At 64.7% G+C, this 26056-nt stretch carries 23 protein-coding genes, 1 tRNA gene and 1 pseudogene; 12 read left to right on the top strand and 13 right to left on the bottom strand.

Annotated features, from left to right (window positions below; translation table 11 throughout):
• Positions 1 to 540 (bottom strand): molybdenum cofactor biosynthesis protein B, encoded by a 540-nt coding sequence (moaB, locus tag RTH46_RS11845; RefSeq protein ID WP_153785145.1) that lies wholly within the window; start codon positions 538 to 540, stop codon positions 1 to 3.
• Between the two features lie 180 nt (positions 541 to 720).
• On the opposite strand from moaB, the gene RTH46_RS11840 reads away from it, so the two are divergent.
• Positions 721 to 942 (top strand): YgdI/YgdR family lipoprotein, encoded by a 222-nt coding sequence (locus RTH46_RS11840; RefSeq protein ID WP_110993561.1) that lies wholly within the window; start codon positions 721 to 723, stop codon positions 940 to 942.
• A gap of 82 nt (positions 943 to 1024) precedes the next feature.
• A tRNA-Pro gene (locus RTH46_RS11835) sits at positions 1025 to 1101 on the top strand.
• A gap of 103 nt (positions 1102 to 1204) precedes the next feature.
• On the opposite strand, the gene mqo is transcribed toward RTH46_RS11835, so the two are convergent.
• From mqo to RTH46_RS11820, 4 genes and pseudogenes are all read right to left on the bottom strand, one after another.
• Complete coding sequence (mqo, locus tag RTH46_RS11830; protein WP_153785146.1) at positions 1205 to 2788, bottom strand: malate dehydrogenase (quinone); 1584 nt, start codon at positions 2786 to 2788, stop codon at positions 1205 to 1207.
• A gap of 166 nt (positions 2789 to 2954) precedes the next feature.
• A complete protein-coding gene (locus tag RTH46_RS26285; protein WP_374045882.1) occupies positions 2955 to 3659 on the bottom strand; it encodes a methyl-accepting chemotaxis protein in 705 nt (234 codons plus the stop codon).
• Positions 3660 to 3887: 228 nt separating this feature from the next.
• Positions 3888 to 3998 (bottom strand): annotated as a pseudogene (locus tag RTH46_RS26280) (hypothetical protein); the annotation flags it as partial.
• Positions 3999 to 4762: 764 nt separating this feature from the next.
• Positions 4763 to 6526, bottom strand: coding sequence for an ABC transporter transmembrane domain-containing protein (locus tag RTH46_RS11820; RefSeq protein ID WP_316905755.1), 1764 nt, complete (start codon positions 6524 to 6526; stop codon positions 4763 to 4765).
• 267 nt (positions 6527 to 6793) lie between these two features.
• Here RTH46_RS11820 and RTH46_RS11815 point away from each other — a divergent pair, with 267 nt between their 5' ends.
• Positions 6794 to 6967: a PA1571 family protein gene (locus RTH46_RS11815; protein WP_178125738.1), complete on the top strand. Its 174-nt coding sequence runs from the start codon at positions 6794 to 6796 to the stop codon at positions 6965 to 6967.
• A gap of 58 nt (positions 6968 to 7025) precedes the next feature.
• On the opposite strand, the gene pdxB is transcribed toward RTH46_RS11815, so the two are convergent.
• From pdxB to rlmM, 3 genes are all read right to left on the bottom strand, one after another.
• Positions 7026 to 8168 carry a 4-phosphoerythronate dehydrogenase PdxB gene (pdxB, locus tag RTH46_RS11810; RefSeq protein WP_153785149.1) on the bottom strand — a complete coding sequence of 381 codons (1143 nt, stop codon included), beginning with the start codon at positions 8166 to 8168 and terminating at the stop codon, positions 7026 to 7028.
• Between the two features lie 47 nt (positions 8169 to 8215).
• The gene (gene tusA, locus RTH46_RS11805) at positions 8216 to 8458 is read right to left on the bottom strand and encodes a sulfurtransferase TusA (protein WP_153785150.1); all 243 of its coding nucleotides are present in this window, start codon (positions 8456 to 8458) and stop codon (positions 8216 to 8218) included.
• Positions 8459 to 8669: 211 nt separating this feature from the next.
• Positions 8670 to 9734 carry a 23S rRNA (cytidine(2498)-2'-O)-methyltransferase RlmM gene (gene rlmM / locus RTH46_RS11800; RefSeq protein WP_316905754.1) on the bottom strand — a complete coding sequence of 355 codons (1065 nt, stop codon included), beginning with the start codon at positions 9732 to 9734 and terminating at the stop codon, positions 8670 to 8672.
• Positions 9735 to 9984: 250 nt separating this feature from the next.
• Here rlmM and acnA point away from each other — a divergent pair, with 250 nt between their 5' ends.
• From acnA to RTH46_RS11785, 3 genes are all read left to right on the top strand, one after another.
• Entirely contained in the window at positions 9985 to 12726 is a 2742-nt protein-coding gene (gene acnA, locus RTH46_RS11795; protein ID WP_316905753.1) for an aconitate hydratase AcnA, read from the top strand.
• 97 nt (positions 12727 to 12823) lie between these two features.
• Complete coding sequence (locus RTH46_RS11790; RefSeq protein ID WP_316905752.1) at positions 12824 to 13600, top strand: CPBP family intramembrane glutamic endopeptidase; 777 nt, start codon at positions 12824 to 12826, stop codon at positions 13598 to 13600.
• Positions 13601 to 13799: 199 nt separating this feature from the next.
• Positions 13800 to 15365: a methyl-accepting chemotaxis protein gene (locus RTH46_RS11785; RefSeq protein WP_153785154.1), complete on the top strand. Its 1566-nt coding sequence runs from the start codon at positions 13800 to 13802 to the stop codon at positions 15363 to 15365.
• 91 nt (positions 15366 to 15456) lie between these two features.
• Here the strand turns inward: RTH46_RS11785 and RTH46_RS11780 are convergent, their stop codons facing one another.
• From RTH46_RS11780 to RTH46_RS11765, 4 genes are all read right to left on the bottom strand, one after another.
• Positions 15457 to 16341 (bottom strand): pseudouridine synthase, encoded by an 885-nt coding sequence (locus RTH46_RS11780; RefSeq protein ID WP_153785155.1) that lies wholly within the window; start codon positions 16339 to 16341, stop codon positions 15457 to 15459.
• Positions 16342 to 16370: 29 nt separating this feature from the next.
• Positions 16371 to 16700: a transcriptional regulator gene (locus RTH46_RS11775; protein ID WP_110993572.1), complete on the bottom strand. Its 330-nt coding sequence runs from the start codon at positions 16698 to 16700 to the stop codon at positions 16371 to 16373.
• A gap of 67 nt (positions 16701 to 16767) precedes the next feature.
• Positions 16768 to 17004 carry a glutaredoxin family protein gene (locus tag RTH46_RS11770; RefSeq protein WP_153785156.1) on the bottom strand — a complete coding sequence of 79 codons (237 nt, stop codon included), beginning with the start codon at positions 17002 to 17004 and terminating at the stop codon, positions 16768 to 16770.
• A 74-nt stretch (positions 17005 to 17078) separates the two neighbouring features.
• The gene (locus tag RTH46_RS11765; RefSeq protein ID WP_125857981.1) at positions 17079 to 18287 is read right to left on the bottom strand and encodes an ammonium transporter; all 1209 of its coding nucleotides are present in this window, start codon (positions 18285 to 18287) and stop codon (positions 17079 to 17081) included.
• Between the two features lie 301 nt (positions 18288 to 18588).
• Between RTH46_RS11765 and RTH46_RS11760 the strand changes: the two genes are divergently transcribed.
• The 6 genes from RTH46_RS11760 to RTH46_RS11735 all read left to right on the top strand — a co-directional run bounded on the left by RTH46_RS11760 (position 18589) and on the right by RTH46_RS11735 (position 25558).
• Complete coding sequence (locus tag RTH46_RS11760; protein WP_153785158.1) at positions 18589 to 18900, top strand: YqjD family protein; 312 nt, start codon at positions 18589 to 18591, stop codon at positions 18898 to 18900.
• 9 nt (positions 18901 to 18909) lie between these two features.
• Complete coding sequence (locus RTH46_RS11755) at positions 18910 to 19284, top strand: phage holin family protein (RefSeq protein WP_110993575.1); 375 nt, start codon at positions 18910 to 18912, stop codon at positions 19282 to 19284.
• On the top strand, positions 19281 to 19610 hold the full coding sequence (locus tag RTH46_RS11750) for a hypothetical protein (RefSeq protein ID WP_153785159.1): 330 nt from the start codon (positions 19281 to 19283) through the stop codon (positions 19608 to 19610). The genes RTH46_RS11755 and RTH46_RS11750 overlap by 4 nt, the downstream gene beginning before the upstream one ends.
• Before the next feature lie 73 nt (positions 19611 to 19683).
• On the top strand, positions 19684 to 21015 hold the full coding sequence (locus RTH46_RS11745; RefSeq protein WP_153785160.1) for a deoxyguanosinetriphosphate triphosphohydrolase: 1332 nt from the start codon (positions 19684 to 19686) through the stop codon (positions 21013 to 21015).
• 279 nt (positions 21016 to 21294) lie between these two features.
• On the top strand, positions 21295 to 21915 hold the full coding sequence (locus tag RTH46_RS11740) for a response regulator transcription factor (RefSeq protein ID WP_153785161.1): 621 nt from the start codon (positions 21295 to 21297) through the stop codon (positions 21913 to 21915).
• A gap of 58 nt (positions 21916 to 21973) precedes the next feature.
• Positions 21974 to 25558, top strand: coding sequence for a transporter substrate-binding domain-containing protein (locus RTH46_RS11735; protein ID WP_316905817.1), 3585 nt, complete (start codon positions 21974 to 21976; stop codon positions 25556 to 25558).
• A 32-nt stretch (positions 25559 to 25590) separates the two neighbouring features.
• Here RTH46_RS11735 and RTH46_RS11730 read toward each other — a convergent pair whose 3' ends face one another.
• Positions 25591 to 25935: a YggL family protein gene (locus RTH46_RS11730; protein ID WP_110993580.1), complete on the bottom strand. Its 345-nt coding sequence runs from the start codon at positions 25933 to 25935 to the stop codon at positions 25591 to 25593.
• Positions 25936 to 26056: the final 121 nt, after the last annotated feature.

The raw sequence follows: 26056 nt of genomic DNA, 5'->3' as shown, positions 1-26056 counted from the left end.
TCAACCACGGCTGTCACAGGCCGCTGCCTGTTTCAGGTGAGGGACGAAGTTGCAGGGGCGATGGCGGGCGTCGAGCTGCTCGGCGAGGATGCCATCCCAGCCGGTGCGCACGGCATTGGTCGAACCCGGCAGGCAGCACACCAGGGTGCCATTGGCCAGGCCCGCCAAGGCCCGGGACTGCACGGTCGAGGTGCCGATATCGGCCACCGAGATCTGCCGGAACAGCTCGCCGAAACCCTCGACCTGCTTGTCCAGCAGGCAGGCCACGGCTTCAGGGGTGCTGTCACGGCCGGTGAAACCGGTACCGCCGGTGATCAACACCACCTGCACCTGCTCATCGGCGATCCAGGTCGCGACCTGGGCGCGGATCTTGTACAGGTCATCCTTGAGCAGCACCCGGGCGGCGAGCTGATGCCCGGCCGCCGTGAGGCGATCGACGAACAGCTGGCCGGAGGTGTCGGTATCGAAGGTACGGGTGTCGCTGACCGTCAGTACAGCGATGTTCAACGGCACGAAGGGGGTATCTGCCTTGGCTTTCATGGGGGTCCGTCGCAGGGAAACTGGGATGTGCGCTGTTATATCACAGGCCGGCCGAGCGCTGCCCCGCCGTTGCTCCCGGTCAATGCCCTGGCCTGAGCGCTATGCTGCACTGGACAAGGAACTTGCGTAGGCGCCCTGCGTCATAACGTCATCAAGCACACTCGAACCAGGAGAAACACGATGATCCAACGGACCCTTCCCGCTTTCCTGCTTGCCCTGGGCCTGGGCGCCCTCGCCGGCTGCGCCTCGCCAGCCGTCATTACCCTGAACGATGGCCGCGAGATCCAGGCGGTGGATACCCCGAGCTATGACGAAGACTCCGGCTTCTACGAATTCGAACAGCTCGACGGCAAGCGCACGCGCATCAACAAAGACCAGATCCGCACGGTCAAAGAGCTCTGATCCAGCCCCTGCATTTCGACGCAACTCCTTTTTGCAACAAGGGGTTGCGTTGAAAAAAACGATGCAGTAGCATTTTGGCCATCGGAGTGTAGCGCAGCCAGGTAGCGCGTCTCGTTCGGGACGAGAAGGCCGCAGGTTCGAATCCTGTCTCTCCGACCAAATCCCCGAAAAGCCCGCCAAGTGCGGGCTTTTTTGTGCCCGAATCGCATCGCGGGGCAAGCCCGCTCCCACCGTGGGAGCGGGCTTGCCCCGCGATTGGCGATTACCTAGCCGACACCGCCGTATCCGGCATCACCGGCACATGCAGCAGTTGCAGCCGTGCACTGCTCCATTCGCGGGTCTTGTTGGTCAGCGCCAGGTCGTTGTTCAGCTTCTGGCCGTAGGTCGGCACGATCGCTTTCAGCTTGGCCTGCCATTCAGGGCTCTTGATGCGGTCCTTGAAGGTCTTCTCCAGCACCGTCAGCATGATCGGCGCGGCGGTCGAGGCGCCGGGCGACGCGCCCAGCAGCGCGGCGATGCTGCCGTCCTCGGCGGCCACCACCTCGGTGCCGAACTGCAGGATACCGCCGTGCACAGGGTCCTTCTTGATCACCTGCACCCGCTGGCCGGCCTGCAGCAGCTTCCAGTCCTCGTTCCTGGCGTTGGGGAAATACTCGCGCAGGGCCGCCATGCGGTCATCGAAGCTCAACATCAGCTGGCCCATCAGGTAGGTGCTCAGGTCGATGTTGTCGATACCGGCATGCAGCATGGGGCTGACGTTGTGGCTAGTCAGCGAGGCGAACATGTCCAGCAGCGAGCCGTGCTTCAGGTACTTGGTGGAGAAGGTCGCGAACGGACCGAACAGCAGCACCTGCTTGCCATCGATCATCCGGGTGTCGAGGTGCGGCACCGACATCGGTGGCGCACCGACCGACGCCTTGCCGTACAGCTTGGCCTGGTGCCGGGCGACCGTGTCGGGGTTGTCGGTCATCAGGAACTGGCCACCCACCGGGAAACCGGCATAGCCGTCGGCTTCCGGGATGCCGGATTTCTGCAGCAGCTTGAGTGCACCGCCCCCGGCGCCGATGAACACGAACTTGGCCTTGACGCTGGTCTGCGCGCCGCCGTTGGCCAGGTCGGCCACCACCACGTTCCAGCTGCCGTCTTCATTGCGCACGATGTCGCGCACCTCATGGCCCAGGTGCAGTTGGACATTGGGGTTGCGGGTCATCGATGCGAACAGCTGGCGGGTGATCTCGCCGAAGTTCACATCGGTACCGATGGCCATGCGCGTGGCCGCGACTTTCTGCCCCGGGTCACGCCCTTCCATCACCAGCGGCGCCCACTGGCGGATCTGCTCGCGGTCTTCGGAGATCTGCATGCCGCGGAACAGCGAGCTGTGCTGCAGCGCCGCCACGCGCTTGTGCAGGAAAGCGATGTTCTCCTCACCCCAGACGAAGCTCATGTGCGGCACATTGGTGATGAACGAAGGCGGGTTGCTCAGCACGCCCTGTTCGACCTGGTAGGCCCAGAACTGCTTGGACACCTCGAACTGCTCGTTGACGTTGACCGCCTTGCTGATGTCGATGCTGCCGTCCTTGCCTTCGCTGGTGTAGTTCAGCTCGCAAAAGGCAGAGTGACCGGTACCGGCGTTGTTCCAGGCGTTGGAGCTTTCTTCGGCGACCTGCTCCATGCGCTCGTAGACGTCGACCTTCCAGCCCGGCTCAAGCTCGGTGAGGTAGGTCCCCAGGCTCGCACTCATGATGCCGCCGCCGATCAGCAGCACATCGACGGTCTTTTGTGGCTCCGCAGGCTTGGAGCAACCGATGACGCCCAGGCACAGGAGCGTCAGCAGGATTTTCTTCATTGGATCTATCCGGTTGTGATGTAAGCGCGGCCTCGATAGCGAAGAGCGTGCCAACCGGTTGTAAGCCAGATTTCATGGGGGGCGGCATCAGGCCGCATGGCGACAAACCGCCACGGACAGGGGGAAGATCGCGCCCGGATGGCGGATTTCCCCCGCGATGGCACCCTCAGGCGGTCAGGCGCGAGGTGACCTCGCCCAACTGCCCCGACAACCCGTGCAATCGTTGCCCGGCCTGCTCGGTATGCTGCACCGCCTGTTGGTTGGCCGTGGCGATACGGGTGATCTCGATCAGGTTGCGCGAGATATCTTCGGCAACGCTGGTCTGCTCCTCGGCCGCCGTGGCGATCTGCCGGTTCATGTCGCGGATCGCCTCCACCGCCAGGGTGATGCGCTGCAGCATCTGCCCGGCCTGCTGCACCTGTTCGGCGCCCTCTTCACTGCGCTGCTGGCCACTCTCGATGGCCTTGACCGCCTCTACCGCGCCCGACTGCACCGCTTCGATGATCTGGTGGATTTCGGCGATCGACGCCGCCGTGCGCTGGGCCAGGCTGCGCACCTCGTCCGCCACTACCGCAAAGCCACGCCCGGCCTCGCCGGCACGCGCCGCCTCGATGGCCGCGTTAAGCGCCAACAGGTTGGTCTGCTCGGCAATGCCGCGGATCACCTCGAGCACCTTGCCGATGCGCGTGCTGTCGTTCTCCAGATGGCGAATCACCGCAGCCGTGCCGGCGATCTCGCGGTTGACCAGGCCGATGATATCGATGGTCTGCTGCATCACCTGCTCACCGGCCTGGGCGCTGTGGTCGGCGTCGTCCGCCGCGCGGGCCGCCTCGGCGGCATGGCGCGCGACTTCCTGGGCGGTGGCGGACATCTCGTGCATGGCGGTGGCGACCTGGTCGGTGCGCTGGAACTGGTCATGGGTGCCGCTGGCCATGTCGCCGGCGATGTTGCGCAGCTGGCCGCTGGCGCTCTCCAGCTCTTCGGCATTGTCCTTGAGGCGGCCGACGGTGTCGGCAAGGAAGTCGCGCAGGGTGTTGGCGGCACGCGCCAGTCGCCCCAGCTCGTCCTCGCGACGGCTGTCGACCCGCGCACCGAAGCGGCCCTGGCTGAGCTGGGCGACATAGTCGATCAACTGGCGAATCGGCTCGACCAGGCTGCGGTTGATCAGCCACAGGCTCAGCAGCCCGACCAGCACGGCCGACGCCAACATCACCAGCACGCCGAGCCATACGGTGCGCTCGGCGTCGGCATTGATTTCGGCCGCACGGCCACGGGCGTCACTGCGCAACTGCTCGACCAGCGCGCTCATCTGGTCGCTGGTGGCGCGATCCACGCCCTTGACCGCCACATCGCCGGCCACCGGATCACCGCCGGCGGCGAGGAAGGCCTGGCGACCCTGCTCATAAGCCACACCCAACTGCCGGTGGCTGGCCTTGAGCTGTTCCAGGCGCGCCTTGAGCGCCGGATCGCTGCTGTCGATCAGTTGGCCGAGCAGAGCCTGAACCTGCTGCTCACGGGCCTGGAACTGCTGCCAGTACTTGTCCAGCTCGGCCGGCTGGCGGCCGCGCAGCAGCACGTTCTTCCACTCCTGCACCTGGATCTTGAACTGCAGGTTGGCTTCATCGATCAACTGCGAGGCCTGCAAGGGCCCATCCACCAGCTGGGCATAGCCACGCACGCTAGACGACAGGAACTGGAAGCACACCAGGGCGATCAGCAACATCGCCGCCAGGCTGCCGCCGAGCAGGGTGAGAATTTGCACTCTGAGGGATTTACGCAACATCGTGGATCTCGGAACAAGGAGGTAAGGAAGCGGACACGACAGCGCCGCCGACTAAAGACATCCTTGTCCTCGTTCGCAGGCCAAAAAAAAGCTGCCATCGATCGATAGCAGCCAGGTCGAGCACATACGCAACAGCTGAGCCAGATACTCTCAGGCAATTGCTACAGAATTGTTACAAACTCGCGACAGCCTCAGCCATTGTTGAACTGCAGCGCCGCCAGGCGCGCATACAGCGGGCTTTCTTCCACCAGCTGGCGGTGCGTGCCTACCGCCACCAGACGCCCCTGGTCGATCACCGCGATGCGGTCGGCATGCTGCACCGTGGCCAGGCGGTGGGCGATCACCAGCGTGGTGCGCCCGGCCATCAGCTGCGGCAACGCTTGCTGAATCAAGTGCTCGCTCTGGGCATCGAGGGCACTGGTGGCCTCGTCCAGCAGCAGGATCGGCGCATCCACCAGCAGCGCCCGGGCAATCGCCAGGCGCTGGCGCTGGCCGCCGGACAACCCAATGCCACCCTCCCCCAGCCGGGTCTGGTAACCCTGCGGCAACTGGGCGATGAATTCGTCGGCATGGGCGCTGCGCGCCGCCGCCTCGACCTCGGCCTGGCTGGCCTCGGGGCGGCCATAACGGATGTTGGCCTCGACCGTGCCGCGGAACAACGCCGGTTGCTGGGCCACCAGGGCGAACTGGCGGCGCAGCTCGGCCACCTCCAGGCCGGTGATCGGCTGGCCATCGAGCAGGATGCTGCCGCCCTGGGGGTCGTAGAAGCGCAGCAACAGGTCGAACAGGGTCGACTTGCCGGCACCCGACGGCCCGACCAACGCGACCGTCTGGCCGGGCTGCACCTGCAGGCTCAGGCCGTCGATGGCGGCCACCGCCGGGCGCGACGGGTAGGCGAAGCGCACTTCGCGCAGCTCGATGGCGCCACTGGCGCGCCCACCGGCCAGGCTGACGGCCTGGCGCGGCGCCAGGATCGCACTCTGCGCCGCCAGCAGCTCGGCAATACGCTCGGCGGCACCCGCTGCCCGCTGCAGTTCGCCGATCACCTCGCTCAAGGTGCCGAAGGCACTGCCGACGATCAGGCTGTAGAACACGAAGGCCGCCAGTTCCCCGCCGGAGATGCGCCCGGCGATCACATCCATGCCCCCCACCCAGAGCATCACCCCCACCGCCCCCAGCACCAGCACGATCACCAGGGTGATCAGCCAGGCACGCTGGGCGATGCGCCGTCGCGCCACGCCGAACGCCGCTTCCACGGTCTCGGCGAACAGCATGCGGTCACGGGCTTCGTGGTTGTAGGCCTGCACGGTCTTGATCTGCCCGAGGCTCTCGGCGACATAGCTGCCGACATCGGCGACCCGGTCCTGGCTTTGCCGCGACAGGCTGCGCACCCGCCGGCCGAACAACAGGATCGGCGCCAGCACCAGCGGCAAGGCCAACACCACGATGCTGGTGAGCTTGGGGTTGGTGACGAACAGCAGAATCACCCCGCCCACCACCATCAGGGCATTGCGCAGGAACATCGACAAGGACGAGCCGATCACCGACTGCAGCAAGGTGGTATCGGCGGTCAGCCGCGACTGGATCTCCGAGCTGCGGTTGTCCTCGAAGAACCCCGGGTGCAGCCCCAGCAGATGATCGAACACCGCCCGACGGATGTCGGCGACGCAGCGTTCACCGATCCATGACACCAGATAGAAGCGGGCGAAAGTCCCCACGGCCAGGGCCAGCACCAACAGCAGGAACAGGCCGATGGTCTGGTTGAGCTGGTGCATGGAGCCGGTCATGAAGCCCTGGTCCACCAGCAAGCGAATGCCCTGGCCCATGGACAGGGTGATGCCGGCGGTGACCACCAGCGCCAGCAAGGCCAGCAGGGCCTGGCGGCGGTAAGGGCGCAGGAACTGCCAGCCCAGGTGCAGGGCACGACGCTGGCGGGAAGAAATCGGTTCAGGCATGGCGAGCATGTTCGGCAGGAAGATGGGCCAAGCCTACCACTCGTCCACCTCGCAGGAACTGATCCACCTCTGAAGGCCTCGCATCAGACATAACGGACGGCGTGGGCAAAAAGGCCTTATGCCCTGCCTATCACCTTTCGTTCTAAGGTGCCGCTGGAGCTTTGCCACGCTTTCTGTTGGACTGGCTCTGTCATGCCTCGCCAGCTGTCACAGGCCAGTCATGGCAACGCGGTACGTTTGAGCTTGAACCTGAAGAGGAGACAGGACATGAGCTTGCAGCACGGTAATGAGACGCCCAAGACCCCGAAGCATCCGCAACCTCAGGCCTGCGGTTCGATCATCGATGGCCAGGGCCGCGAAGTGCCGATCACCGAGCAGATGATCCAGAAAGCCTGCAAGGACCTGGAAGAAAGCCGGGTCAAGAAAGTCGGCAAAGAATAAAACAAGAATTCCTTCGAACCCGGCGCACGCGCCGGGTTTTTATTTGCCGGTCAGGCTGTCAAACCAGCACCGCGCCCAACGCACTCACCACCTGCGCCAACTGCGGTGCCTCGCCCCGCAGGCGCACCGCCAACCCTTCGATCTCGCGCCGCACCGGATACTGCTTGCGCAGCAGGTCGAAGGCCGCACGCTGCTCGGCAGGGTCGTCGCTCAGGCTGCGACGGAAATCGGCATCGTCACGGCGCGGGTCGTACACCGCCCGGCACAGGGTGGCCAGCGCCCAGGCCGGCTCGGCGCCGGCATCCAGCTCGATCTGCGCCAGCGCAGGTGCCGGCAGCAGGTCCGCCAGTCGTACCTGCTCGGGCTCACCCTGCGCGCGACAGAATGCCTGGTAGATCTGCGCCGTACCGCGCTGCTTGCCGTCCAGGCTGTAGCCGGCGATATGCGGGGTGGCCAGGGTGCACAGGTCGGCCAGTTGCAGGTCCACCTGCGGCTCGCCTTCCCACACGTCGAGCACTGCGTGCAGGTCTTCGCGATCCAGCAGCAGCTCGCGCAGCGCAGCATTGTCCACCACCGGGCCACGGCTGGCATTGATCAGCCAGGCGCCGGGGCGCAGGCGCGCCAGGTGCGCTTCATCGAGCAGGTGCCAGGTCGAGTGTTCACCACCACGCTGCAGCGGCGTGTGCAGGCTGATCACGTCGCACTGCTCGACGATGGTCGCAAGGTCGACGAAATCGCCCCCCTCGCGGGCCTGGCGCAGCGGGTCGCACACCAGCACCTTCCAGCCCAGGCCATGCAGTACACGCACCAGGCGCCCGCCGACTTCGCCGGCACCAACCACGCCATAGACCCGCTTGCCCAGCTCGACACCCTCGAGTTCGGCCAGGGTCAGCAAGCTGCCCAGCACATAATCGACCACGCCACGGGCGTTGCAACCCGGGGCGCTGCTCCAGTGGATGCCGGCTTGGGCGAAGTAGTCGAGGGCGAGGTGATCGGTACCGATGGTGCAGGTGCCCACGAAGCGCACCTTGCTGCCTTCAAGCAGTTGCCGGTCGACGCGGGTCACCGAGCGCACCAGCAGCACGTCGGCGTCCTTCACGCAGGCGGCATCGATGGCCCGGCCGGGGTAGCGGCGGATCTCGCCGAAACCGGCAAAGAAGGCATCGAGCAGCGGGATGTTTTCGTCGGCAACTATCAGCATGGCGCTCTCCTGTCAGGGGAGCGCAGTGTAGCCTGATCGCGCCGGCCTCAGTCGGCCTTCTTGCGGATCCAGTACAGGAAGGTGCCGGCCTCTTCCTGCTGGCCGACCAGTTCGTGGCCGAGGAAGTTGCAGAACTTGGGGATGTCGCGGCGGGTCGAGGGGTCGGTGGCGATCACCTTGAGCAGGCCGCCGGCGGCCAGGTTGCGCACATGCTGGTGCAACATCATCACCGGCTCCGGGCAGTTCAGGCCGGTGGCGTCGAGGATGGCGTCGGGGGTGAAATCGGTCATGAAAGGCTCCGCGAAATGATCGTCATTGTGGCGCATCCGGCGAGGTGCTCCAAGGGGCTGGCAAGTCACAGCGGCCTGTAGGAGCGGCCTTGCGCCGCGAACGGGCCGCAGCGCGGCTCCAGGATTTCAGCGTGAACGCAAAAATCGCCGGGGCTGCTCTGCAGCCCTTTCGCGACACAAGGCCGCTCCTACAATGGCCGGGCAAACCCGCTTAACGCGGTTTCAGATCCAGCCGGCGCAGGTGGCAGGTCACTTCCTCGCGGTCGTGGTACAGCTGCTTGCAGGCGATCGACACCTTGACCTTGCGCGCCTTGAAGCCTTCCTCGATGCGGTCGAGCAACTTGCGTACCTCGGCGTGACGCTGCTTCATCGGCAGCTTGAGGTTGACCACCGCCTCGCGGCACAGCCCCTCGCCCAGCCAGGTCTCGATCAGCGACGCGGTGCGTGCCGGCTTCTCGACGATGTCGCAGACCATCCAGTCAACGGTCTGTTTCGGCTTCCAGGTAAAGCCGTCGGCCATCAGGTGCGTGACCAGCCCGGTGTCCATCAGGCTCTCGGCCATCGGCCCGTTGTCGATGGCGGTGACCAGCATGCCGCGCTTGACCAGCTGGTAGGTCCAGCCACCGGGCGCAGCCCCCAGATCGACACCGGTCATGTCGTCGTTCAGGCGCTGGTCCCACTGCTCGCGCGGGATGAACTGGTGCCAGGCTTCTTCCAGCTTGAGGGTCGAACGGCTGGGCGCTTCCCGTGGGAACTTAAGGCGAGGGATGCCCATTGGCCACAGCGCCTGGTTACCCGCTTCGGCCTGGCCCAGGAATACCCGCCGGCCACTGATGAAGGTCAACAGCAGGCGCGGACGCTGCGCGTCGTCGACCAGCCGCCCGGCCTTCTCCAGGGCCTTGCGCAACGGCACTTCGAACTTGCGGCAGAAGGTCGACAGCTCCTTGCCGTCGTTGGTGTCGAGCACCTCCAGCCACAGGCTGCCGAACACCGGCAGCTCGGTCAGGTGCTCGAGCAGCACGCTGATGCGGTCGCTCTCGGGCAACTCGATGTAGCTGCCGCGCGCCCACTGGCGCGGGAAGATCAGCTGGTCGAAACGCATTTCACGCATCAGCCGCGCGGCACCGTCGGGCTCGCTGCAGACGAATTCGGCGCAGGCACTGTTTGGCTTGCCTTTGGCATAGCCGGCCACGCCCAGGTGGGCGGCGTGTTCGCTGATTTCGGCGCAGACCTCGCCCTCGAAGCCGGGCCGGCAATGCATGAACAGGGTATTCATCTCTAACTCCACATCACTGGCGCAGGCGGCGCCAGCCTTGACCCGGCGCAACACAAGGTGCGCCCGGGCGGCGAATGATAAAGGAAGATCGGAACCCGCGACACGCCCCACCGGTCCAGAAAAGGGTCGGGCCCGGCAAACGGGGCTAACCTGACTGTTCAGCCAGGTCCGTGCCGTGCGGACCGATTCACAGCGGTGACACTGGCGATCCTTTGGCAGTCGCCGGGCACCGGAGCACAAGGAGTTGTCAATGCCCTCGCTCGATAGCCTGAAAACCCTCAAGTCGCTGAAGGTGGCCGACCACACCTACCACTATTTCAGCCTCGCCGAAGCCGCCCGCCAGCTGGGCGACCTGCAACATCTGCCGATGTCGCTGAAAGTGCTGCTGGAAAACCTGCTGCGCTGGGAGGACGGCAAGACCGTCACCGGCGACGATCTGCACGCCTTGGCCGAGTGGCTCAAGGATCGCCGCTCGGACCGCGAGATCCAGTACCGCCCGGCGCGGGTACTGATGCAGGACTTCACCGGTGTGCCAGCCGTGGTCGACCTGGCGGCCATGCGCGCGGCCATGCACAAGGCCGGTGGCGACCCGCAGCGCATCAATCCGCTGTCGCCGGTGGACCTGGTGATCGACCACTCGGTGATGGTCGACCGATACGCCAGCCCCGCCGCTTTCGCCCAGAACGTCGACATCGAGATGCAGCGCAATGGCGAGCGCTACGCGTTCCTGCGCTGGGGCCAGAACGCCTTCGACAATTTCCGCGTGGTGCCGCCGGGCACCGGTATCTGCCACCAGGTCAACCTGGAATACCTCGGGCGCACGGTCTGGACCCGCGACGAGGACGGGCGCACCTACGCCTTCCCCGACACCCTGGTCGGCACCGACTCGCACACCACCATGATCAACGGCCTGGGCGTGCTCGGCTGGGGCGTGGGCGGCATCGAAGCCGAGGCGGCGATGCTCGGCCAGCCGGTGTCGATGCTGATCCCCGAGGTGATCGGCTTCAAGCTCACCGGCAAGCTGCGCGAGGGCATCACCGCCACCGACCTGGTGCTGACCGTGACGCAGATGCTGCGCAAGAAAGGTGTGGTGGGCAAATTCGTCGAGTTTTACGGCGACGGCCTGGCCGACCTGCCACTGGCCGACCGCGCCACGATCGCCAACATGGCCCCGGAATACGGCGCCACCTGCGGCTTCTTCCCGGTCGACCAGGTGACCCTCGACTACCTGCGCCTGTCGGGCCGCCCGGAGCAGGCGGTGCAACTGGTCGAGGCCTATTGCAAGGCCCAGGGCCTGTGGCGCCTGCCCGGCCAGGAACCGCTGTTCAGCGACAGCCTGGCGCTGGACATGCACGAGGTCGAAGCCAGCCTGGCCGGCCCCAAGCGCCCGCAGGACCGGGTCGCCCTGAATCAGGTTCGCCAGGCCTTCGACCACTTCATCGAACTGCAACCCAAGCCACTGGCCAAGGACGTCGGTCGCCTGGAAAGCGAAGGCGGTGGCGGCGTGGCCGTGGGCAATGCCGACCAGGCAGGCGAAATCGATTACAAGCATGCCGGCCAGACCCACACCCTGCGTGACGGCGCGGTGGTGATCGCCGCCATCACCTCGTGCACCAACACCTCCAACCCGAGCGTGATGATGGCTGCCGGGCTGGTGGCAAAAAAAGCCGTGGAAAAGGGCCTGCAGCGCAAGCCCTGGGTCAAGAGTTCGCTGGCCCCCGGCTCCAAGGTGGTCACCGACTACTACAAGGCCGCCGGCCTGACCCCTTACCTGGACCAGCTGGGCTTCGACCTGGTGGGCTATGGCTGCACCACCTGCATCGGCAACTCCGGGCCCCTCGACGAGGCCATCGAACAGGCCATCGGCAGCGCCGACCTGACGGTCGCCTCGGTGCTGTCGGGCAACCGCAACTTCGAGGGCCGGGTGCATCCGCTGGTGAAAACCAACTGGCTGGCCTCGCCACCGCTGGTGGTGGCCTACGCCCTGGCCGGCAGCGTGCGCCTGGACCTGAGCCAGGATGCCCTGGGCACCGGCAAGGATGGCCAACCGGTCTATCTGCGCGATATCTGGCCCAGCCAGCAGGAGATTGCCGAAGCGGTCAGCAACGTCGACACGCGCATGTTCCACAAGGAGTACGCCGAAGTGTTCGCCGGTGACGCCCAGTGGCAGGCCATCGAGGTACCCCAGGCGGCCACCTATGTCTGGCAGGACGATTCCACCTACATCCAGCACCCGCCGTTCTTCGACGACATTGGCGGCCCGCTGCCGCAGATTACCGATGTGCAAGGGGCGCGCATCCTCGCCCTGCTTGGCGACTCGGTGACCACCGACCATATTTCTCCGGCCGGCAACATCAAGGCCGAAAGCCCCGCCGGGCGCTACCTGCGCGACAAGGGTGTGGAGCCGCGCGACTTTAACTCCTATGGCTCGCGCCGCGGCAACCACGAAGTGATGATGCGCGGCACCTTCGCCAATATCCGCATCCGCAACGAAATGCTCGGTGGAGAGGAAGGCGGCAATACCCTGCATGTGCCGAGTGGCGAAAAGCTGTCGATCTATGACGCCGCCATGCGCTACCAGCAGGAAGGTACGCCGCTGGTGGTGATCGCCGGTCAGGAATACGGCACCGGCTCCAGCCGCGACTGGGCGGCCAAGGGCACCAACCTGCTGGGGGTGAAGGCCGTGCTGGCGGAAAGCTTCGAGCGCATCCACCGCTCCAACCTGGTGGGCATGGGCGTGTTGCCGCTGCAGTTCAAGGCCGGTGACGACCGTAAGCGCCTGGGGCTGACCGGCAAGGAGCGCATCGATGTGCTAGGGCTGAGTAACGCGCAGATCCGCCCGGGGATGAGCCTGCCAGTGCGTATTACCCGTGAGGATGGGCAACAGCAGCAGATCGAGGTGCTGTGCCGGATCGACACGCTCAATGAGGTGGAGTACTTCAAATCGGGGGGCATCCTGCACTATGTGCTGCGGCAACTGATTGCGGGGTGATCATGGCCAGGGGCCATTTATTGGCTCCTGATCAGGTGTCCTGTAGGGCGCGAGCGCAGTCGAAGCAGTTCCGGACTCGCTACCACAAGGATTTTGCATGTCGTTGCCCCACTGGATCGCGCTGGGCCTGCTGGCCCTCGGCTACTGCTTCGCACTGGCCCACGGCAGCCTCGGCCTGGCTGCCCTGCCCAGCCTGCTCGCCCTGCTGTGCATCGCCCTGCTGGTAGGGCGCAGGGTGCGCTGGCAACAGACCCTCGGCCACCTGCTGTTCATCGGCATGGCGGCGGCACTGGCCCTGCATTGGCTGCCGGGCTTCAATGGCGCCAAGGTCATCGACAAGGCCGTCTTCAGCCAAGGCGCGGTGCCGTTCTCGATGTACCTGAACCTGGACAAGCCGCTGATCGGCCTGTGGTTGCTGCTGGCCTGTCCGTGGCTGGTGGTGCTGCGCGGGCGCGGGCTGGCGCTGAGCCTGCTCGCCATACTGCCACTGACCCTGCTCGCCTGCCTGGGCGGCGCCTGGGCCCTGGGGCTGGTGGCCTGGGCCCCGAAATGGCCGGACCAGGCCTGGCTGTGGCTGTTGAACAACCTGCTGCTGGTCAGCCTGACCGAAGAACTGCTGTTTCGCGGTTACATCCAGGGCGGCCTGCAACGTCTGTTCAGGCATGACGGCCTGGCGTTGCTGGTTGCGGCGCTGCTGTTCGGCCTGGCGCACCTGGGGGGCGGCTGGCAGTGGTTCTACCTGGCGACCCTGGCAGGGGTGGGTTACGGCCTGGCGTACCGCCATGGCGGGCTGGTGGCTGCGGTAGCCTGCCATGCCTGCGTCAACCTGGCGCACTTCGCGGGCTTCAGTTATCCGATGCTGGCACTTGGCTGAGCAATCGGTCATGATCCGACCTGATCGTCATAAACCATAAATAAAGCTGCAATATTGACGGCAACGTACGCGAACGCGTGGGCTTAAAGCACAACTGCGATGTTCATCCGTTGCCCCAGATCAATGCCAGTTAAATATTCATTCAATAAAACCAGCGGCTTGCCGATACCTGTCGAAAGCCTTGCGGATTGAACAGCCAATGCGTAACAACCAGCCGATTACCCAGAGAGAACGGACTTTCCCTGCCCAACAGCGGTTGATCTCCACGACCAATGCCAAAGGCGTGATCACCTACTGCAACGATGCCTTCGTCGAGATCAGCGGTTTCTCCCGCGAGGAACTCATGGGCGCGGCGCACAACCTGGTGCGTCACCCCGACGTACCGCCTGCGGTGTTTGCCCATATGTGGCAGACCCTCAAGCAAGGCCTGCCATGGATGGGCATCGTCAAGAACCGTTGCAAGTCCGGCGACCACTATTGGGTCAACGCCTACGTCACCCCTGTGTTCGAGAAAAACCAGGTGGTGGGCTATGAATCGGTGCGGGTCAAACCCACCGCCGAGCAGATCCGCCGCGCCGAAGCCTTGTACCAGCGCATCAACCAGGGCAAGTCGGCGATCCCGCGCCGCGACCAGTGGCTGCCGGTGCTGCAGGACTGGCTGCCGTTCATCCTGATCAGCCAGGTCGGCTTCCTGATCGGCAACTGGCTCGGCCACTCCTGGGGCTTCGCCCTGGCCGCCGGCCTGTCGGTGCCGCTGGGCCTGCTCGGCCTGAGCTGGCAGCAGCGCGGCCTCAAGCGCCTGCTGCGCCTGGCCGAACAGAGCACGTCCGACCCGCTGATCGCGCAGATGTACACCGACAGCCGCGGCGTCCAGGCGCGCCTGGAAATGGCCATGCTCAGCCAGGACGCGCGGATGAAGACCTGCCTGACCCGCCTGCAGGACAGCGCCGAACAGCTCAGCGACCAGGCCCGCCAGTCCGACACCCTGGCCCACCAGAGCTCGTCGGGCCTGGAGCGCCAGCGCGTGGAAACCGAGCAGGTGGCCGCCGCCGTCAACCAGATGGCCGCCACTACCCAGGAAGTGGCCAACCACGTTCAGCGCACCGCCGATGCCACCCAGGAAGCCAACCGCCTGACCAGCCAGGGCCGCAACATTGCCGGCGAAACCCGTGACGCCATCGAACGCCTGTCGGCTGCCGTGGGCGAAACTGGCCTGACCGTGACGCAACTGGCCAAGGACAGCGACGAGATCGGTGGCGTGGTCGATGTGATCAAGGGCATTGCCGACCAGACCAACCTGCTGGCGCTCAACGCCGCCATCGAAGCAGCCCGTGCCGGTGAGATGGGCCGCGGTTTTGCCGTGGTTGCCGACGAGGTTCGCCAGCTGGCCCAGCGCACCGCCGAGTCCACCGGGCAGATCCACGGCCTGATCGCCAAGCTGCAGCAAACCGCCAACAACGCGGTGCAGACCATGGAAACCGGCCACCGCCAGGCCCAGGAGGGTGTCGAGCGGGTCATGCAAGCCGACGAGGCGCTGGTGGGCATCAGCGAAGCGGTCGCCAACATCACCGACATGGCCACCCAGATCGCCGCCGCCACCGAAGAGCAGACCGCGGTGGCCGAAGAGATCAGCCGCAACATCAGCACCATTGCCGACCTGGCCGACCAGACCGCCGGCCAGGCCCAGCGCTCGGCGCTGCTCAGCGAAGAGCTGACCAGCACCGCTGGCACGCAGTACTCGCTGGTGGAGCGCTTCAACCGCTAAAGCCTGAAAGAACCATCGCGGGGCAAGCCCGCTCCCACGAATCCTGTGCAGAGTGCCAGATTTGTGGGAGCGGGCTTGCCCCGCGATGCTTTTACCAGTCGAGCGTCAACCGACTCTCGAAATACCGCTCCTGCCCTGTCAACGGATCCTCGAAGCGCAGGCTCTGGGCCAGTAGCTTCAATGGCCGCTCATAGTCATCCTGTTCATCGACCAGCTGCGGATAGAACGGGTCGTTGCAGATCCCCGCCCCCAGCGCTGCCATGTGCACCCGCAACTGATGGGTCTTGCCCGTCACCGGCGACAGGCCATAGCGCCACAACCCACCGTTCTTTTCCAGCACACAGGCATGGGTTTCGCTGTTATCGGCCCCCTGCACTTCATGCATGCGGAAGAACGGCTCGCCATGCACCAGGCGGCTGCAACGCACCAACGGGAAATCATGCTGCGGCAGCGCAGCGGCGATGGCCTGGTAGTGCTTGTCGATGCGCCGCTCGGGGAACAACCGCTGATAGGCACCGCGGGTTTGCGGGTTGGCCGAGAACAACACCAGCCCTGCGGTGTGGCGGTCGATGCGGTGCAGGGGCACCAGGTGCGGGTTGTCCAGCCGGCGAATCAAACGGCGTAGCAGGGTCTGCTCGACATACTCGCCAGTGGGCGTCACGGGCAGGAAATGCGGCTTGTCCGCCACCACCAGATGCTCGTCCATGTGCAGGATCTGCTCCTGTACCGGGATTGGCTTCTCGTTGGGTACTTCACGAAAGTAATGCAGGCGCATGCCCTGGCGGTAGGCAAGGTCGGCGGCAATCGCCTGACCTTGTGCGTCCAGCACCCGCCCCCGGGCGAAACGGTCCAGCCACTGCTCACGGTCGATGCCCTTGAAGTGATCGCACAGGCAATCGAGCACTGTCGCCCAGCGCCCGGGCGGCAGGCATACCGTGCTGGCTTGCAGGTGGGCAGGGTTGAAAGGCGTGGTCATCGTCGGGCTCTGCTGATCGGAGCCGGGCATTATCCCCCAGCCTGCGCGGCGCAACCAGCCTCGCCGGCCGGCTCGCAGCGCGCCTTGAGCCAGCGCAGCACCTGCACCGCATCCCAGCGACCGGGGTCGAACAAGGCGTAGCTAAGGCCCTGGTAGCCAACCACGTCCAGCGGCCGGTGAAAGCCGGCGCGCTGGAACAATGCCTCGATCTCGGCGAAACAGGTATTGAAATGGACCTTGCCGAACGGCGTCTGCTCATCGGTGACGATGCCGTCGAGGCGCAGTTCCAGCACGGCGTCGCACACACGCTCCGGGGCCATGTGGTTGATGCTGTACTTGAGTTGCTCGACATTGAGCATGGCTTCACCTCGATACTGTATTTATATACAGCATACGGAGCGGGCCACGCCGTCGTCAATGCGCGCCTCAGCGCAGGAAGGCCACCACCTGCTCGGCATCGAAGGGCCAGTTCAGCTCGGCCCCGGTGTCACAACGGCGCAATACCGGGATAGTCAGGCTGTAGCGCTCGAACTGCGCCTCGTCGTCGGCAATATCGACCAGTTCGACCAGCAAGCCATGCTCGACGAACGGCATCAACATGGCCTCGGCCACTTCACACAGATGGCACCCAAGGGTGCCGAACAGCTGGCATTCAGGGAGCATGGGGCAAACCCGGAAATCGCAGTTGAGGGATGCTTATTCTAGGTCCGTGCTTGCCATCGCGCACCTGCGCCGGATCAATCCTGGCTGGTGGCGCCAATGCGGTGCAGCGACAGGTCGGCGCCCTGGAACTCCTGTTCATGGCTCAGGCGCAGGCCGTGTACCGCCTTGATCAGGCCATACACGACAAAACCACCGGCCAGCGCTACCAGTACACCAGCCAAGCTGCCAAGCAACTGGCTGACCAGGCTTACGCCCCCCAGGCCACCCAGCGCCGCCTGGCCGAACACGCCACAGGCGATACCGCCCCACACCCCGCACACACCGTGCAGCGGCCAGACACCGAGCACATCGTCGATCTTCCAACGGTTCTGCGCCGCGGTGAAGCACCAGACGAACAGGCCGCCGGCGATCAGGCCGGTGGCCAGCGCGCCGATCGGGTGCATCAGGTCAGAACCGGCGCAGACCGCCACCAAGCCTGCCAGCGGGCCGTTATGCAGGAAGCCGGGGTCGTTGCGCCCGGCCACCAGCGCCGACACGGTGCCGCCAACCATGGCCATCAGCGAGTTGATCGCCACCAGGCCGCTCACCCCTTGCAGTGTCTGCGCGCTCATCACGTTGAAGCCGAACCAGCCGATGATCAGGATCCACGAGCCCAGTGCCAGGAACGGAATGCTCGACGGCGCGAACGCCACCAGCCGGCCATCGCGATAACGGCCACGGCGTGCGCCCAGCAGGATCACCGCCGCCAGCGCCAGCCAGCCGCCCATGGCATGCACCACCACGGAGCCGGCAAAGTCATGGAAGGGTGCACCGAAACGGGCCTGCAGCCAGGCCTGCCAGCCGAAGTTGCCATTCCACACAACCCCCTCGAAGAAGGGGTAGATGAACGCCACGATCAGCGCCGTGGCGCACAACTGCGGGACGAACCGCGCACGCTCGGCGATGCCGCCGGAGATGATCGCCGGGATTGCAGCAGCGAATGTCAGCAGGAAGAAGCACTTGACCAGCGCATAGCCATGATCGTTGGCCAGCACGGCCGCGGGCTGGAAGAAGGTCACGCCGTAGGCGATCCAGTAACCGATGAAGAAGTACGCCAGCGCCGAGATGGCGAAGTCGCTGAGGATCTTCGACAGGGCGTTGACCTGGTTCTTGTGGCGCACGGTACCGACTTCGAGAAAGGCGAAGCCGGCGTGCATGGCCAGCACCAGGATGGCGCCCATGAGGATGAACAGGGTGTTGGAGCCATGGACCAGGGAGTCCATCGCGCTGTGCATGTTTTCCATGTAGAGGCAGGCCTGCAAAAAGGCACCAGGACAGTTCAAGAACCGGCATCCCTGCACCGAATCGGTGCCAGGCGCCTGCCCCACTTCTGTGAGCGGGTGAACGCCTGCGTGGTTTTTTCTTGGGTTTGTCGTGGATTGGGTTAAGGTTTAGCGTCATCCGCAGGGCGGTTGCACGGTTTCGGCGCGCACGCTTGCGAGCGCGCCTCGAACATAAGCAAGCGCTGTACCAGCACATCGTGCTGAACCTTCCGCGCCCGCCATCACTCGAAATAGCCACACACATCCACAGGGAGAGGCCCACATGGCCAGCAAATCGGCAAAGACTGCTCAAGACATACTGATGGCTGACTTCCAGGCCTTGGTCCGCGACACCGAGAAGCTGCTCGCCGACACCGCCAACCTGGCCGGCGACCAGGCCGACGAGCTGCGCGAACAGATCCACGAGCGCCTGACCCAGGCCCGTGAAACCCTGCAACTGACCCAGGACTCGGTACGCCAGCGCGGTCAGGCAGCCCTGGGCAGCGCCGAGCAATATGTGCAGGAGAACCCTTGGCAGGCCATCGGTATCGCTGCCGGCGTCGGCCTGCTGATCGGCCTGCTGGCCAAGCGCTGAGGAGCCGCCATGGACAACGACGCCATCGGCGCCGGCGCGTCCGGCAGGCGCCTGGGCGCCGCGATGCTGGGCCTGCTGCACAGCCACATCGAGCTGTTCGGCATCGAGCTGCAGGAGCAGAAGGGGCGTACCCTGCGCCTGCTGCTGTTCGCCGGCCTGGCGCTGGTGTTCGCCCTGCTGCTGCTCACCGCCCTGTCCGGGCTGGTACTGGTGCTGCTGTGGGACAGCTATCGGCTGGCCGGGATCATCGGCCTGTGCCTGTTCTACGGCATCGCCGCGCTGTACTGCGGCCTGCGCCTGAAAGCGGCGGTATTCGATGAATCCTCGCCGTTCAGCGCCACGCTCGAAGAACTGGCCAAGGACCGGGAGCGCCTGCTGCCATGAACCTGCCCGAAATGCCAAACACCCGTAACCCGCGCGAGCTGCGCAAGGCGCTGCTGCGCCTGCGCATGGAGATGCACCGCCAGCAGATCAGCCACGAAACCACCCAGGTGCTCGAACCGGTTCGCCGCCTGCGCGGCATGGGCAGCTCGTTCGGCGAGGGCCTGGGGGTCAAGCACGGCTCGCTGTGGGGGCTGGGCGCCATCGTCGCGCTGGGCTTTCTCACTGGCAAAGGCGTGCGCAGCGGCAACCTCCGTCGCCTGCTGCAGCTGGGCACCAGCCTGGCGCCGCTGATCCGCCTGTTTCTGAGCGGCGGTCGGCGCACCTGAACGTCGTGCGCGCCCTTGCCAGGGCGCGCCAGACGCAGGAAGCTATGCCGATTCAACGACCGGAGATCGAGCCTTGGACTGGCACACCCTGCTGACCCGCGAACGCCTGGGCAAAGCCCTCTACAGCCCTGAAGAGCTCGGCCGCAGCCCCTTCCACAAGGACCACGACCGCATCATCTTTTCCGGCGCCTTCCGCCGCCTGGGGCGCAAGACCCAGGTACATCCGGTCACCAGCAACGATCATATCCACACCCGCCTCACCCATTCGCTGGAAGTCAGCTGCGTTGGCCGCTCGCTGGGCATGCGCGTTGGCGAAACCCTGCGCGGTGCCCTGCCCGACTGGTGCGAGCCCAGCGACCTGGGGATGATCGTGCAGTCGGCCTGCCTGGCCCACGACATCGGCAACCCACCCTTCGGCCACTCCGGCGAAGACGCCATCCGCCACTGGTTCCAGCAGGCCGCCGGGCGCGGCTGGCTGGACGACATGAGCGACGACCAACGCGCCGACTTCCTCAACTTCGAGGGCAACGCGCAAGGCTTTCGTGTGCTCACCCAGCTCGAATACCACCAGTTCGACGGTGGCACGCGCCTGACCTACGCGACGCTGGGCACCTACCTCAAGTACCCCTGGACCTCGCGCCATGCCGACGCGCAGGGCTACAAGAAGCACAAGTTCGGTTGCTACCAGAGCGAGCTGCCCCTGCTCGAGCAGATCGCCGGCAAGCTGGGCCTGCCGCAGCTCGAACACCAACGCTGGGCCCGGCACCCGCTGGTCTACCTGATGGAGGCCGCCGACGACATCTGCTACGCCCTGATCGACCTCGAAGACGGCCTGGAGATGGACCTGCTGCAGTACGCCGAAGTCGAAGCGCTGCTGCTCGACCTGGTCGGCGATGACCTGCCGGAAACCTACCGCCAGCTCGGCCCCAACGAATCCCGCCGGCGCAAGCTGGCAATCCTGCGCGGCAAAGCCATCGAACACTTGACCAACGCCGCCGCGCAAGCCTTCGTCGAACAGCAAGACGCCCTGCTCGCCGGCCGCCTGCCCGGCGATCTGGTCGAGCACATGCACGGCCCGGCCCAGCGCTGCGTGCTGCAGGCCAAGGACATGGCACGCAAGAAGATCTTCCAGGACAAGCGCAAGACCCTGCATGAAATCGGCGCCTACACCACCCTGGAGATCCTCCTCAATACCTTCTGCGGCGCGGCGCTGGAGCAGCATGGCGGGCGTACGCCGTCGTTCAAGAGCCGGCGCGTGCTGGACTTGATCGGCAACAACGCGCCCAATCCACATGGCTCGCTGCATGGCGCCTTCCTGCGCATGATCGATTTCATCGCCGGCATGACCGACAGCTATGCCAGTGAAATGGCCTGCGAGATGACCGGGCGCACCAGCCCAACTTGAGCCAGGGCGGTGACGGTAGTGTGGTTATTGCCTTCACCGCCTAACTTGTAAGACTCTTCCCACAAAAACTAAGAACTTTAAACATTAACTCACGAGGTAACTAAGAAAACGTCAAAAATCAATAAAACCGCCTAAAAATCCACAATCTTCGTAGCACACACACGCTCTCGCCGTAAGGAATTTCCTATATACATAAATTAGCCTGAGCATCCCTGCCCGCCATCATTCAACTGAGCTAATGTGCCGACTGCTTTCGCCTCGCCGCATGGAGTGTTGAATATGCAAACAGTCTTTATCGTCGACGATCATCCCGTTATCCGCCTGGCTATCCGGATGTTGCTGGAGAACCAGGGTTACAACGTCCTGGGCGAATCTGACAATGGTGTCGATGCCATGCAGATGATTCGTGAATGCCGCCCCGAGCTGGTCATCCTCGACATCAGCATCCCCAAGCTCGACGGCCTCGAGATGCTGTCGCGCTTCCAGTCCATGGCCATTCCGCTCAAAGTCCTGGTACTGACCGCACAATCACCCGCGCTGTTCGCGATTCGCTGCATGCACTCCGGCGCCGCGGGCTACGTCTGCAAGCAGGAAGACCTGGGCGAACTGCTCAGCGCCATCAAGGCGGTACTGTCCGGCTATAACTACTTCCCCAGCCAGGCACTCAACGCTGCGCAAAAAAACTGCAACAAAGAACTGGAGTTGTTCCGCCAGGTCAATGACCGCGAACTGATGGTGCTGCAACTCTTCGCTCAAGGCCGTAGCAACAAGGAAATCGCCAAGGGCATGTTTCTCAGCAACAAGACGGTCAGCACCTACAAGAAACGCCTTATGCACAAATTGCAGGCCAGCACCCTGGTGGAGCTGATCGACGTCGCCAAACGCAACGCGCTGGTCTGAGGTCGTGATGTGGAAGTACCTCGGTATATCGCTGCTGTGCCTGAGCCTGGGCGCCCCCATGCCGACTGTCTGCGCGAACATCGACGTAGGTAAAAGCTACGCCCTGCTCAGCCGCTCGGCACCGACCCCGATCCACCCCGCCCTGACCCTGGAGCAACGCAACTGGCTAGCCACCCGCCATGAACTGGTACTCGGCACTTCCGCACCTGACTACCCACCATTCGACATTGCCAGCGGAGGGCGCGAATACCAGGGCTTGACCGCCGACTACGCAGGCCTGATCGGCAATGCCTTGGGCCTGTCAGTGCGGGTGCAACGCTTTCCCAGCCGGCCAGCGGCAGTCGCGGCGCTCAAGAGCGGGCGCATTGATCTGCTCGGTAGCGCCAATGGCTATGAAGCCACCACCCAGGGGCTGGCGCTCTCACGCCCCTACGCCATCGACCAACCCGTGCTGGTAACCCGGGAAGACGAAACCCGCGCCCTGGACACCGGCCTGGACGGCATGCGCCTGAGCATGCTCTATCACTACCTGCCGCCCGAAGAGATCCGCGCCAACTACCCCCAGGCCGAGCTGCTGACCTTCGAGTCCTCCACCCAGGCGCTCAATGCCGTGGCCTTCGAGCAGGCCGACGTGTTCATCGGCGACACGGTCTCCACGCACTACCTGATCAGCCAGGGGCACCTGCCGCGCCTGCGCATGGCCAACTTCGGCAAGCATGAGGCCGTGGGTTTCAGTTTTGCCATGCGTGACGATGACCCGATGCTGCTGACCCTGGTCAACGCCGCCCTCGACGCCCAGTCGAGCGCCACCCGCAACGATATCTTCAAGCGCTGGAGTGCCAGCAGCGGCAGCCTGTTGACTGATCGCAAGCTGCAGCTGTCGACACGGGAAGAAAACTGGCTGCGCAATCACCCGGTGATGCGGGTCGTGGTCAACGACACCGCAGCCCCGCTGTCCTTCCTCGACGGCAACGGCCGGCTACGCGGCATCGTCGCCGACCTGCTCGAACTCATCCGCTTGCGCACCGGCTTGCGCTTCGACATTGGCCGCGCCAGTGGCGATGGCGACATGATCGATCAGCTTGAGTCCGGCCGCACCGACATCATCGCCACGCACTCCACCGACACCCGCCCAGGCAACCCGCTGCAACTCAGCAGGCCCTACCTGGAAAGCGCCTACGTGCTGGTCAGTCGCAACGGCAAGCACCAGCCTGTCAATCTGAAGCAGCTCAAGGGCAAGCGGGTCGCGGTACCCCGTGACAGCAGCGTGGCCGCACTGCTCAATGCCAAGCACCCATTGATTCATCAGGTAGCCACCGACAGCACCTACTACTCCCTGGCCCTGCTGGGCAGCGGCACCGTGGATGCCGCGATCGCCACACTGATCGACGCCAACCACATGCTGGCCAGCAACAACGACCTGGTGATCCGCACCACTGTCGGCACCGAGCCTGCGACCTTCTCGCTGGCCACCCTGCCCCAGGCCAGCGAACTGGCTTCGATCCTCGACAAGGCGCTGCTGAGCATCACTCCGGAGGAGCTGGGGGTGATCAACAGTCGCTGGCGGGATCACGGCGCTGCCGACGATGCCTATTGGCGCAATTACCGCAGGGTGATCCTGCAGGTGGTCGCGGTCATCGGTGTGCTGCTGGTACTGGCACTGGTGTGGAATGCCCGGCTGCGCCGCCAGATCAAACAGCGTCAACGCGCCGAGCGGGCGCTCAACGACCAGCTGGAGTTCATGGGCGCCTTGCTCAATGGCACGCCACACCCCATGTACGTGCGTGACCGCGAAGGGCGCCTGCAAAGTTGCAACGACAGCTACCTGCAAGCGGTCGGCGCCAGTCTCGAGCAGATCATAGGCAAGCGCTTGCAGGACACCTGTTGCAGCGACTGCGACTACACCCGGCAGATCCAGGACGATTACCGACGCGTGATGGAGCAAGGCAAACCCTTGATCCTCGATCGCCCTCTGCGGCTGAGGGACAAGGATCTGACCATCTACCATTGGATCCTCCCCTACCGCGACTCGCTGGGAGAAATGCAGGGCATCATCGGCGGCTGGATCGACATCAGCGAACGCCGCAACCTGGTCCAGGACCTGCGACTGGCCAAGCAACAGGCCGATGACGCCAACCGCGCCAAGAGCACTTTCCTCGCCACCATCAGCCACGAAATCCGCACCCCGATGAACGCCTTGATCGGCATGCTCGAACTCGCCTCGCGGCGTGCCGAACAGGGCCAACTGGACCGCCCGGCCCTGGAGATTGCCCATCACTCGGCCAGGGATCTGCTGGGGTTGATCGGCGATATCCTCGACATCGCGCGGATCGAGTCGGGCCATTTGTCCCTGGCCCCAGAACCAGTGGAGCTGGCAGCGCTGGTCGAGTCCGTCGGACGTGTATTCGACGGACTGGCCCGACAAAAAGGCCTGGCGCTCGAAGTGGCGATCGCCGCCGAGGCGCGCTGCCATGCGCTGCTCGACCCGCTGCGGTTCAAACAGGTGCTGTCGAACCTGGTGAGCAACGCGATCAAGTTCACCGAACAGGGCCAGGTGAGCATCAGCGTCAAACTCTGCAGCAGTGGCGAGCCACTGACCCAGACCCTGGACATGGAAGTCCGCGACACCGGCATCGGCATCCACGAGCAGGAACTCGAGCAGCTGTTCACCCCTTTTGTGCAGGCCAACCCCTACAGCGACGGCGCTCGGGCCGGCACCGGCCTTGGGCTGGTGATAAGCCGAAGCCTGTGCGCAATGATGGGCGGCGAACTGACCCTGCAGAGCCTGCATGGCGTAGGTACACGGGTAAGGCTGCGCATGCCCTTGCAGTGCGTTGCCCCGGTCGAGCCGAGGCCCCAGGACGCGAGCGACATCGAGCGCCCGGATCCACGACTGAGGATCCTGGTGATCGACGATCACCCGGCCAACCTGTTGCTGATAGCACAACAGTTGAACTACCTGGGCTTGCGCCAGGACAGCGCCCGCGATGGCCGCGAAGGATTGCGCAAATGGCGCGAAGGCTGTTTCGACGTACTCATCGTTGACTGCAACATGCCGCAGATGAACGGCTACGAACTGGCCAGGACCGTGCGCGCAGAGGAACGCCTGCACGGCAGGCCACGCTGCACCCTGATCGGCTATACCGCCAACGCCCAACCCGAAGTGCGCCAGCAGTGCCTGGATGCGGGGATGGACGACTGCCTGCTCAAACCCATCGGCTTGCAGGTGCTCAGCCAGCGGCTGGCGTCCATTGCCCGTAACACCAGGCCGTGCAAGGAAGGCTGCGACGAGTGCGGTCATCGCTTCCATCTGCAGGGCCTGAGCGCCATTGTCGGCGACAGCGCCAGTGACCGCGACCGCCTCCTCGGCACCTTGCACCTGAGCCTGCAACAGGACCTGGGCATCCTGATGACCATCGACCCGCAGCAGGACGCCGATGCGCTTGCCGCGCAGGCGCACAAGATCCTCAGCGCGGCGCGAATGCTGGATGCCAGGTCGTTGATTCAGGCGTGTGAACTACTGGGAGAGCCCGGGTTGCCCCTGGCAGAGATGAAACTGTACCGTCAGGCACTGGCACGGCACATGCGCCGTGTGGAGAAAGCCCTGGCCCGGCAGTTGGGCCGCCAGGCCGAGCCAAGGTGAAGCGGCGCCCGCTCGGGCACCGCCGCCACGGATCAGGAAGCCGGGTTGATCGGCTTTTCCGGATACCAGGCGTCCAGCAGTGGGCTGACTTCGATGTTGGTCAGTTCGCTGCGGCCTTTGAGCCAGGCTTCGACAGCAGCGCGCTGCGCTTCTTCCACCGAGCCACGGGTAGCCTTGCAGACCAGGCCGAAGTCATCGCCGCCGACATAATCCAGGCCGTTGGCGTCCATGGCTTCAGTCAGGAAGGCGTCGAGGAAGGCATCGATGGCTTCATCGGACAGGTCTTCCTTGAAGCCCAGGTTCAGTTCGAAACCCAGCTCCTGGAATTCATCCACGCACAGTTTCTTGCGCAGGCGACGGGAACGGTTGGTAGCCATGAAACAATCCTCTCAAGTATTAACGCGCGGCACTTTACCAGTTTCCGGCGAGCTGCGGCGCATTTGTGTCGAACGGGGCGCATACAACGTGCGCTTGGGGCATAATGCGCACTCGTTTACG

This window comes from Pseudomonas sp. zfem004, assembly GCF_032621715.1.
Classification (GTDB): Bacteria; Pseudomonadota; Gammaproteobacteria; order Pseudomonadales; family Pseudomonadaceae; genus Aquipseudomonas; species Aquipseudomonas sichuanensis.
Note: the sequence above shows the minus strand (reverse complement) of the source record. Positions and strands in the feature narration are given on the sequence as shown.

Coding starts and splice junctions, on each gene's coding strand:
- mqo (WP_153785146.1), bottom strand. CDS start 2,788: ATGAAGAAAATCCTGCTGACGCTCCTGTGCCTGGGCGTCATCGGTTGC.
- RTH46_RS11755 (WP_110993575.1), top strand. CDS start 18,910: ATGGACAACGACGCCATCGGCGCCGGCGCGTCCGGCAGGCGCCTGGGC.
- acnA (WP_316905753.1), top strand. CDS start 9,985: ATGCCCTCGCTCGATAGCCTGAAAACCCTCAAGTCGCTGAAGGTGGCC.
- moaB (WP_153785145.1), bottom strand. CDS start 540: ATGAAAGCCAAGGCAGATACCCCCTTCGTGCCGTTGAACATCGCTGTA.
- RTH46_RS11790 (WP_316905752.1), top strand. CDS start 12,824: ATGTCGTTGCCCCACTGGATCGCGCTGGGCCTGCTGGCCCTCGGCTAC.
- RTH46_RS11760 (WP_153785158.1), top strand. CDS start 18,589: ATGGCCAGCAAATCGGCAAAGACTGCTCAAGACATACTGATGGCTGAC.
- RTH46_RS11815 (WP_178125738.1), top strand. CDS start 6,794: ATGAGCTTGCAGCACGGTAATGAGACGCCCAAGACCCCGAAGCATCCG.
- RTH46_RS11820 (WP_316905755.1), bottom strand. CDS start 6,526: ATGCCTGAACCGATTTCTTCCCGCCAGCGTCGTGCCCTGCACCTGGGC.
- RTH46_RS11780 (WP_153785155.1), bottom strand. CDS start 16,341: ATGACCACGCCTTTCAACCCTGCCCACCTGCAAGCCAGCACGGTATGC.
- RTH46_RS26285 (WP_374045882.1), bottom strand. CDS start 3,659: ATGTCCGCCACCGCCCAGGAAGTCGCGCGCCATGCCGCCGAGGCGGCC.
- RTH46_RS11775 (WP_110993572.1), bottom strand. CDS start 16,700: ATGCTCAATGTCGAGCAACTCAAGTACAGCATCAACCACATGGCCCCG.
- RTH46_RS11785 (WP_153785154.1), top strand. CDS start 13,800: ATGCGTAACAACCAGCCGATTACCCAGAGAGAACGGACTTTCCCTGCC.
- tusA (WP_153785150.1), bottom strand. CDS start 8,458: ATGACCGATTTCACCCCCGACGCCATCCTCGACGCCACCGGCCTGAAC.
- RTH46_RS11735 (WP_316905817.1), top strand. CDS start 21,974: ATGCCGACTGTCTGCGCGAACATCGACGTAGGTAAAAGCTACGCCCTG.
- RTH46_RS11730 (WP_110993580.1), bottom strand. CDS start 25,935: ATGGCTACCAACCGTTCCCGTCGCCTGCGCAAGAAACTGTGCGTGGAT.
- pdxB (WP_153785149.1), bottom strand. CDS start 8,168: ATGCTGATAGTTGCCGACGAAAACATCCCGCTGCTCGATGCCTTCTTT.
- RTH46_RS11765 (WP_125857981.1), bottom strand. CDS start 18,287: ATGGAAAACATGCACAGCGCGATGGACTCCCTGGTCCATGGCTCCAAC.
- rlmM (WP_316905754.1), bottom strand. CDS start 9,734: ATGAATACCCTGTTCATGCATTGCCGGCCCGGCTTCGAGGGCGAGGTC.
- RTH46_RS11740 (WP_153785161.1), top strand. CDS start 21,295: ATGCAAACAGTCTTTATCGTCGACGATCATCCCGTTATCCGCCTGGCT.
- RTH46_RS11770 (WP_153785156.1), bottom strand. CDS start 17,004: ATGCTCCCTGAATGCCAGCTGTTCGGCACCCTTGGGTGCCATCTGTGT.
- RTH46_RS11840 (WP_110993561.1), top strand. CDS start 721: ATGATCCAACGGACCCTTCCCGCTTTCCTGCTTGCCCTGGGCCTGGGC.
- RTH46_RS11750 (WP_153785159.1), top strand. CDS start 19,281: ATGAACCTGCCCGAAATGCCAAACACCCGTAACCCGCGCGAGCTGCGC.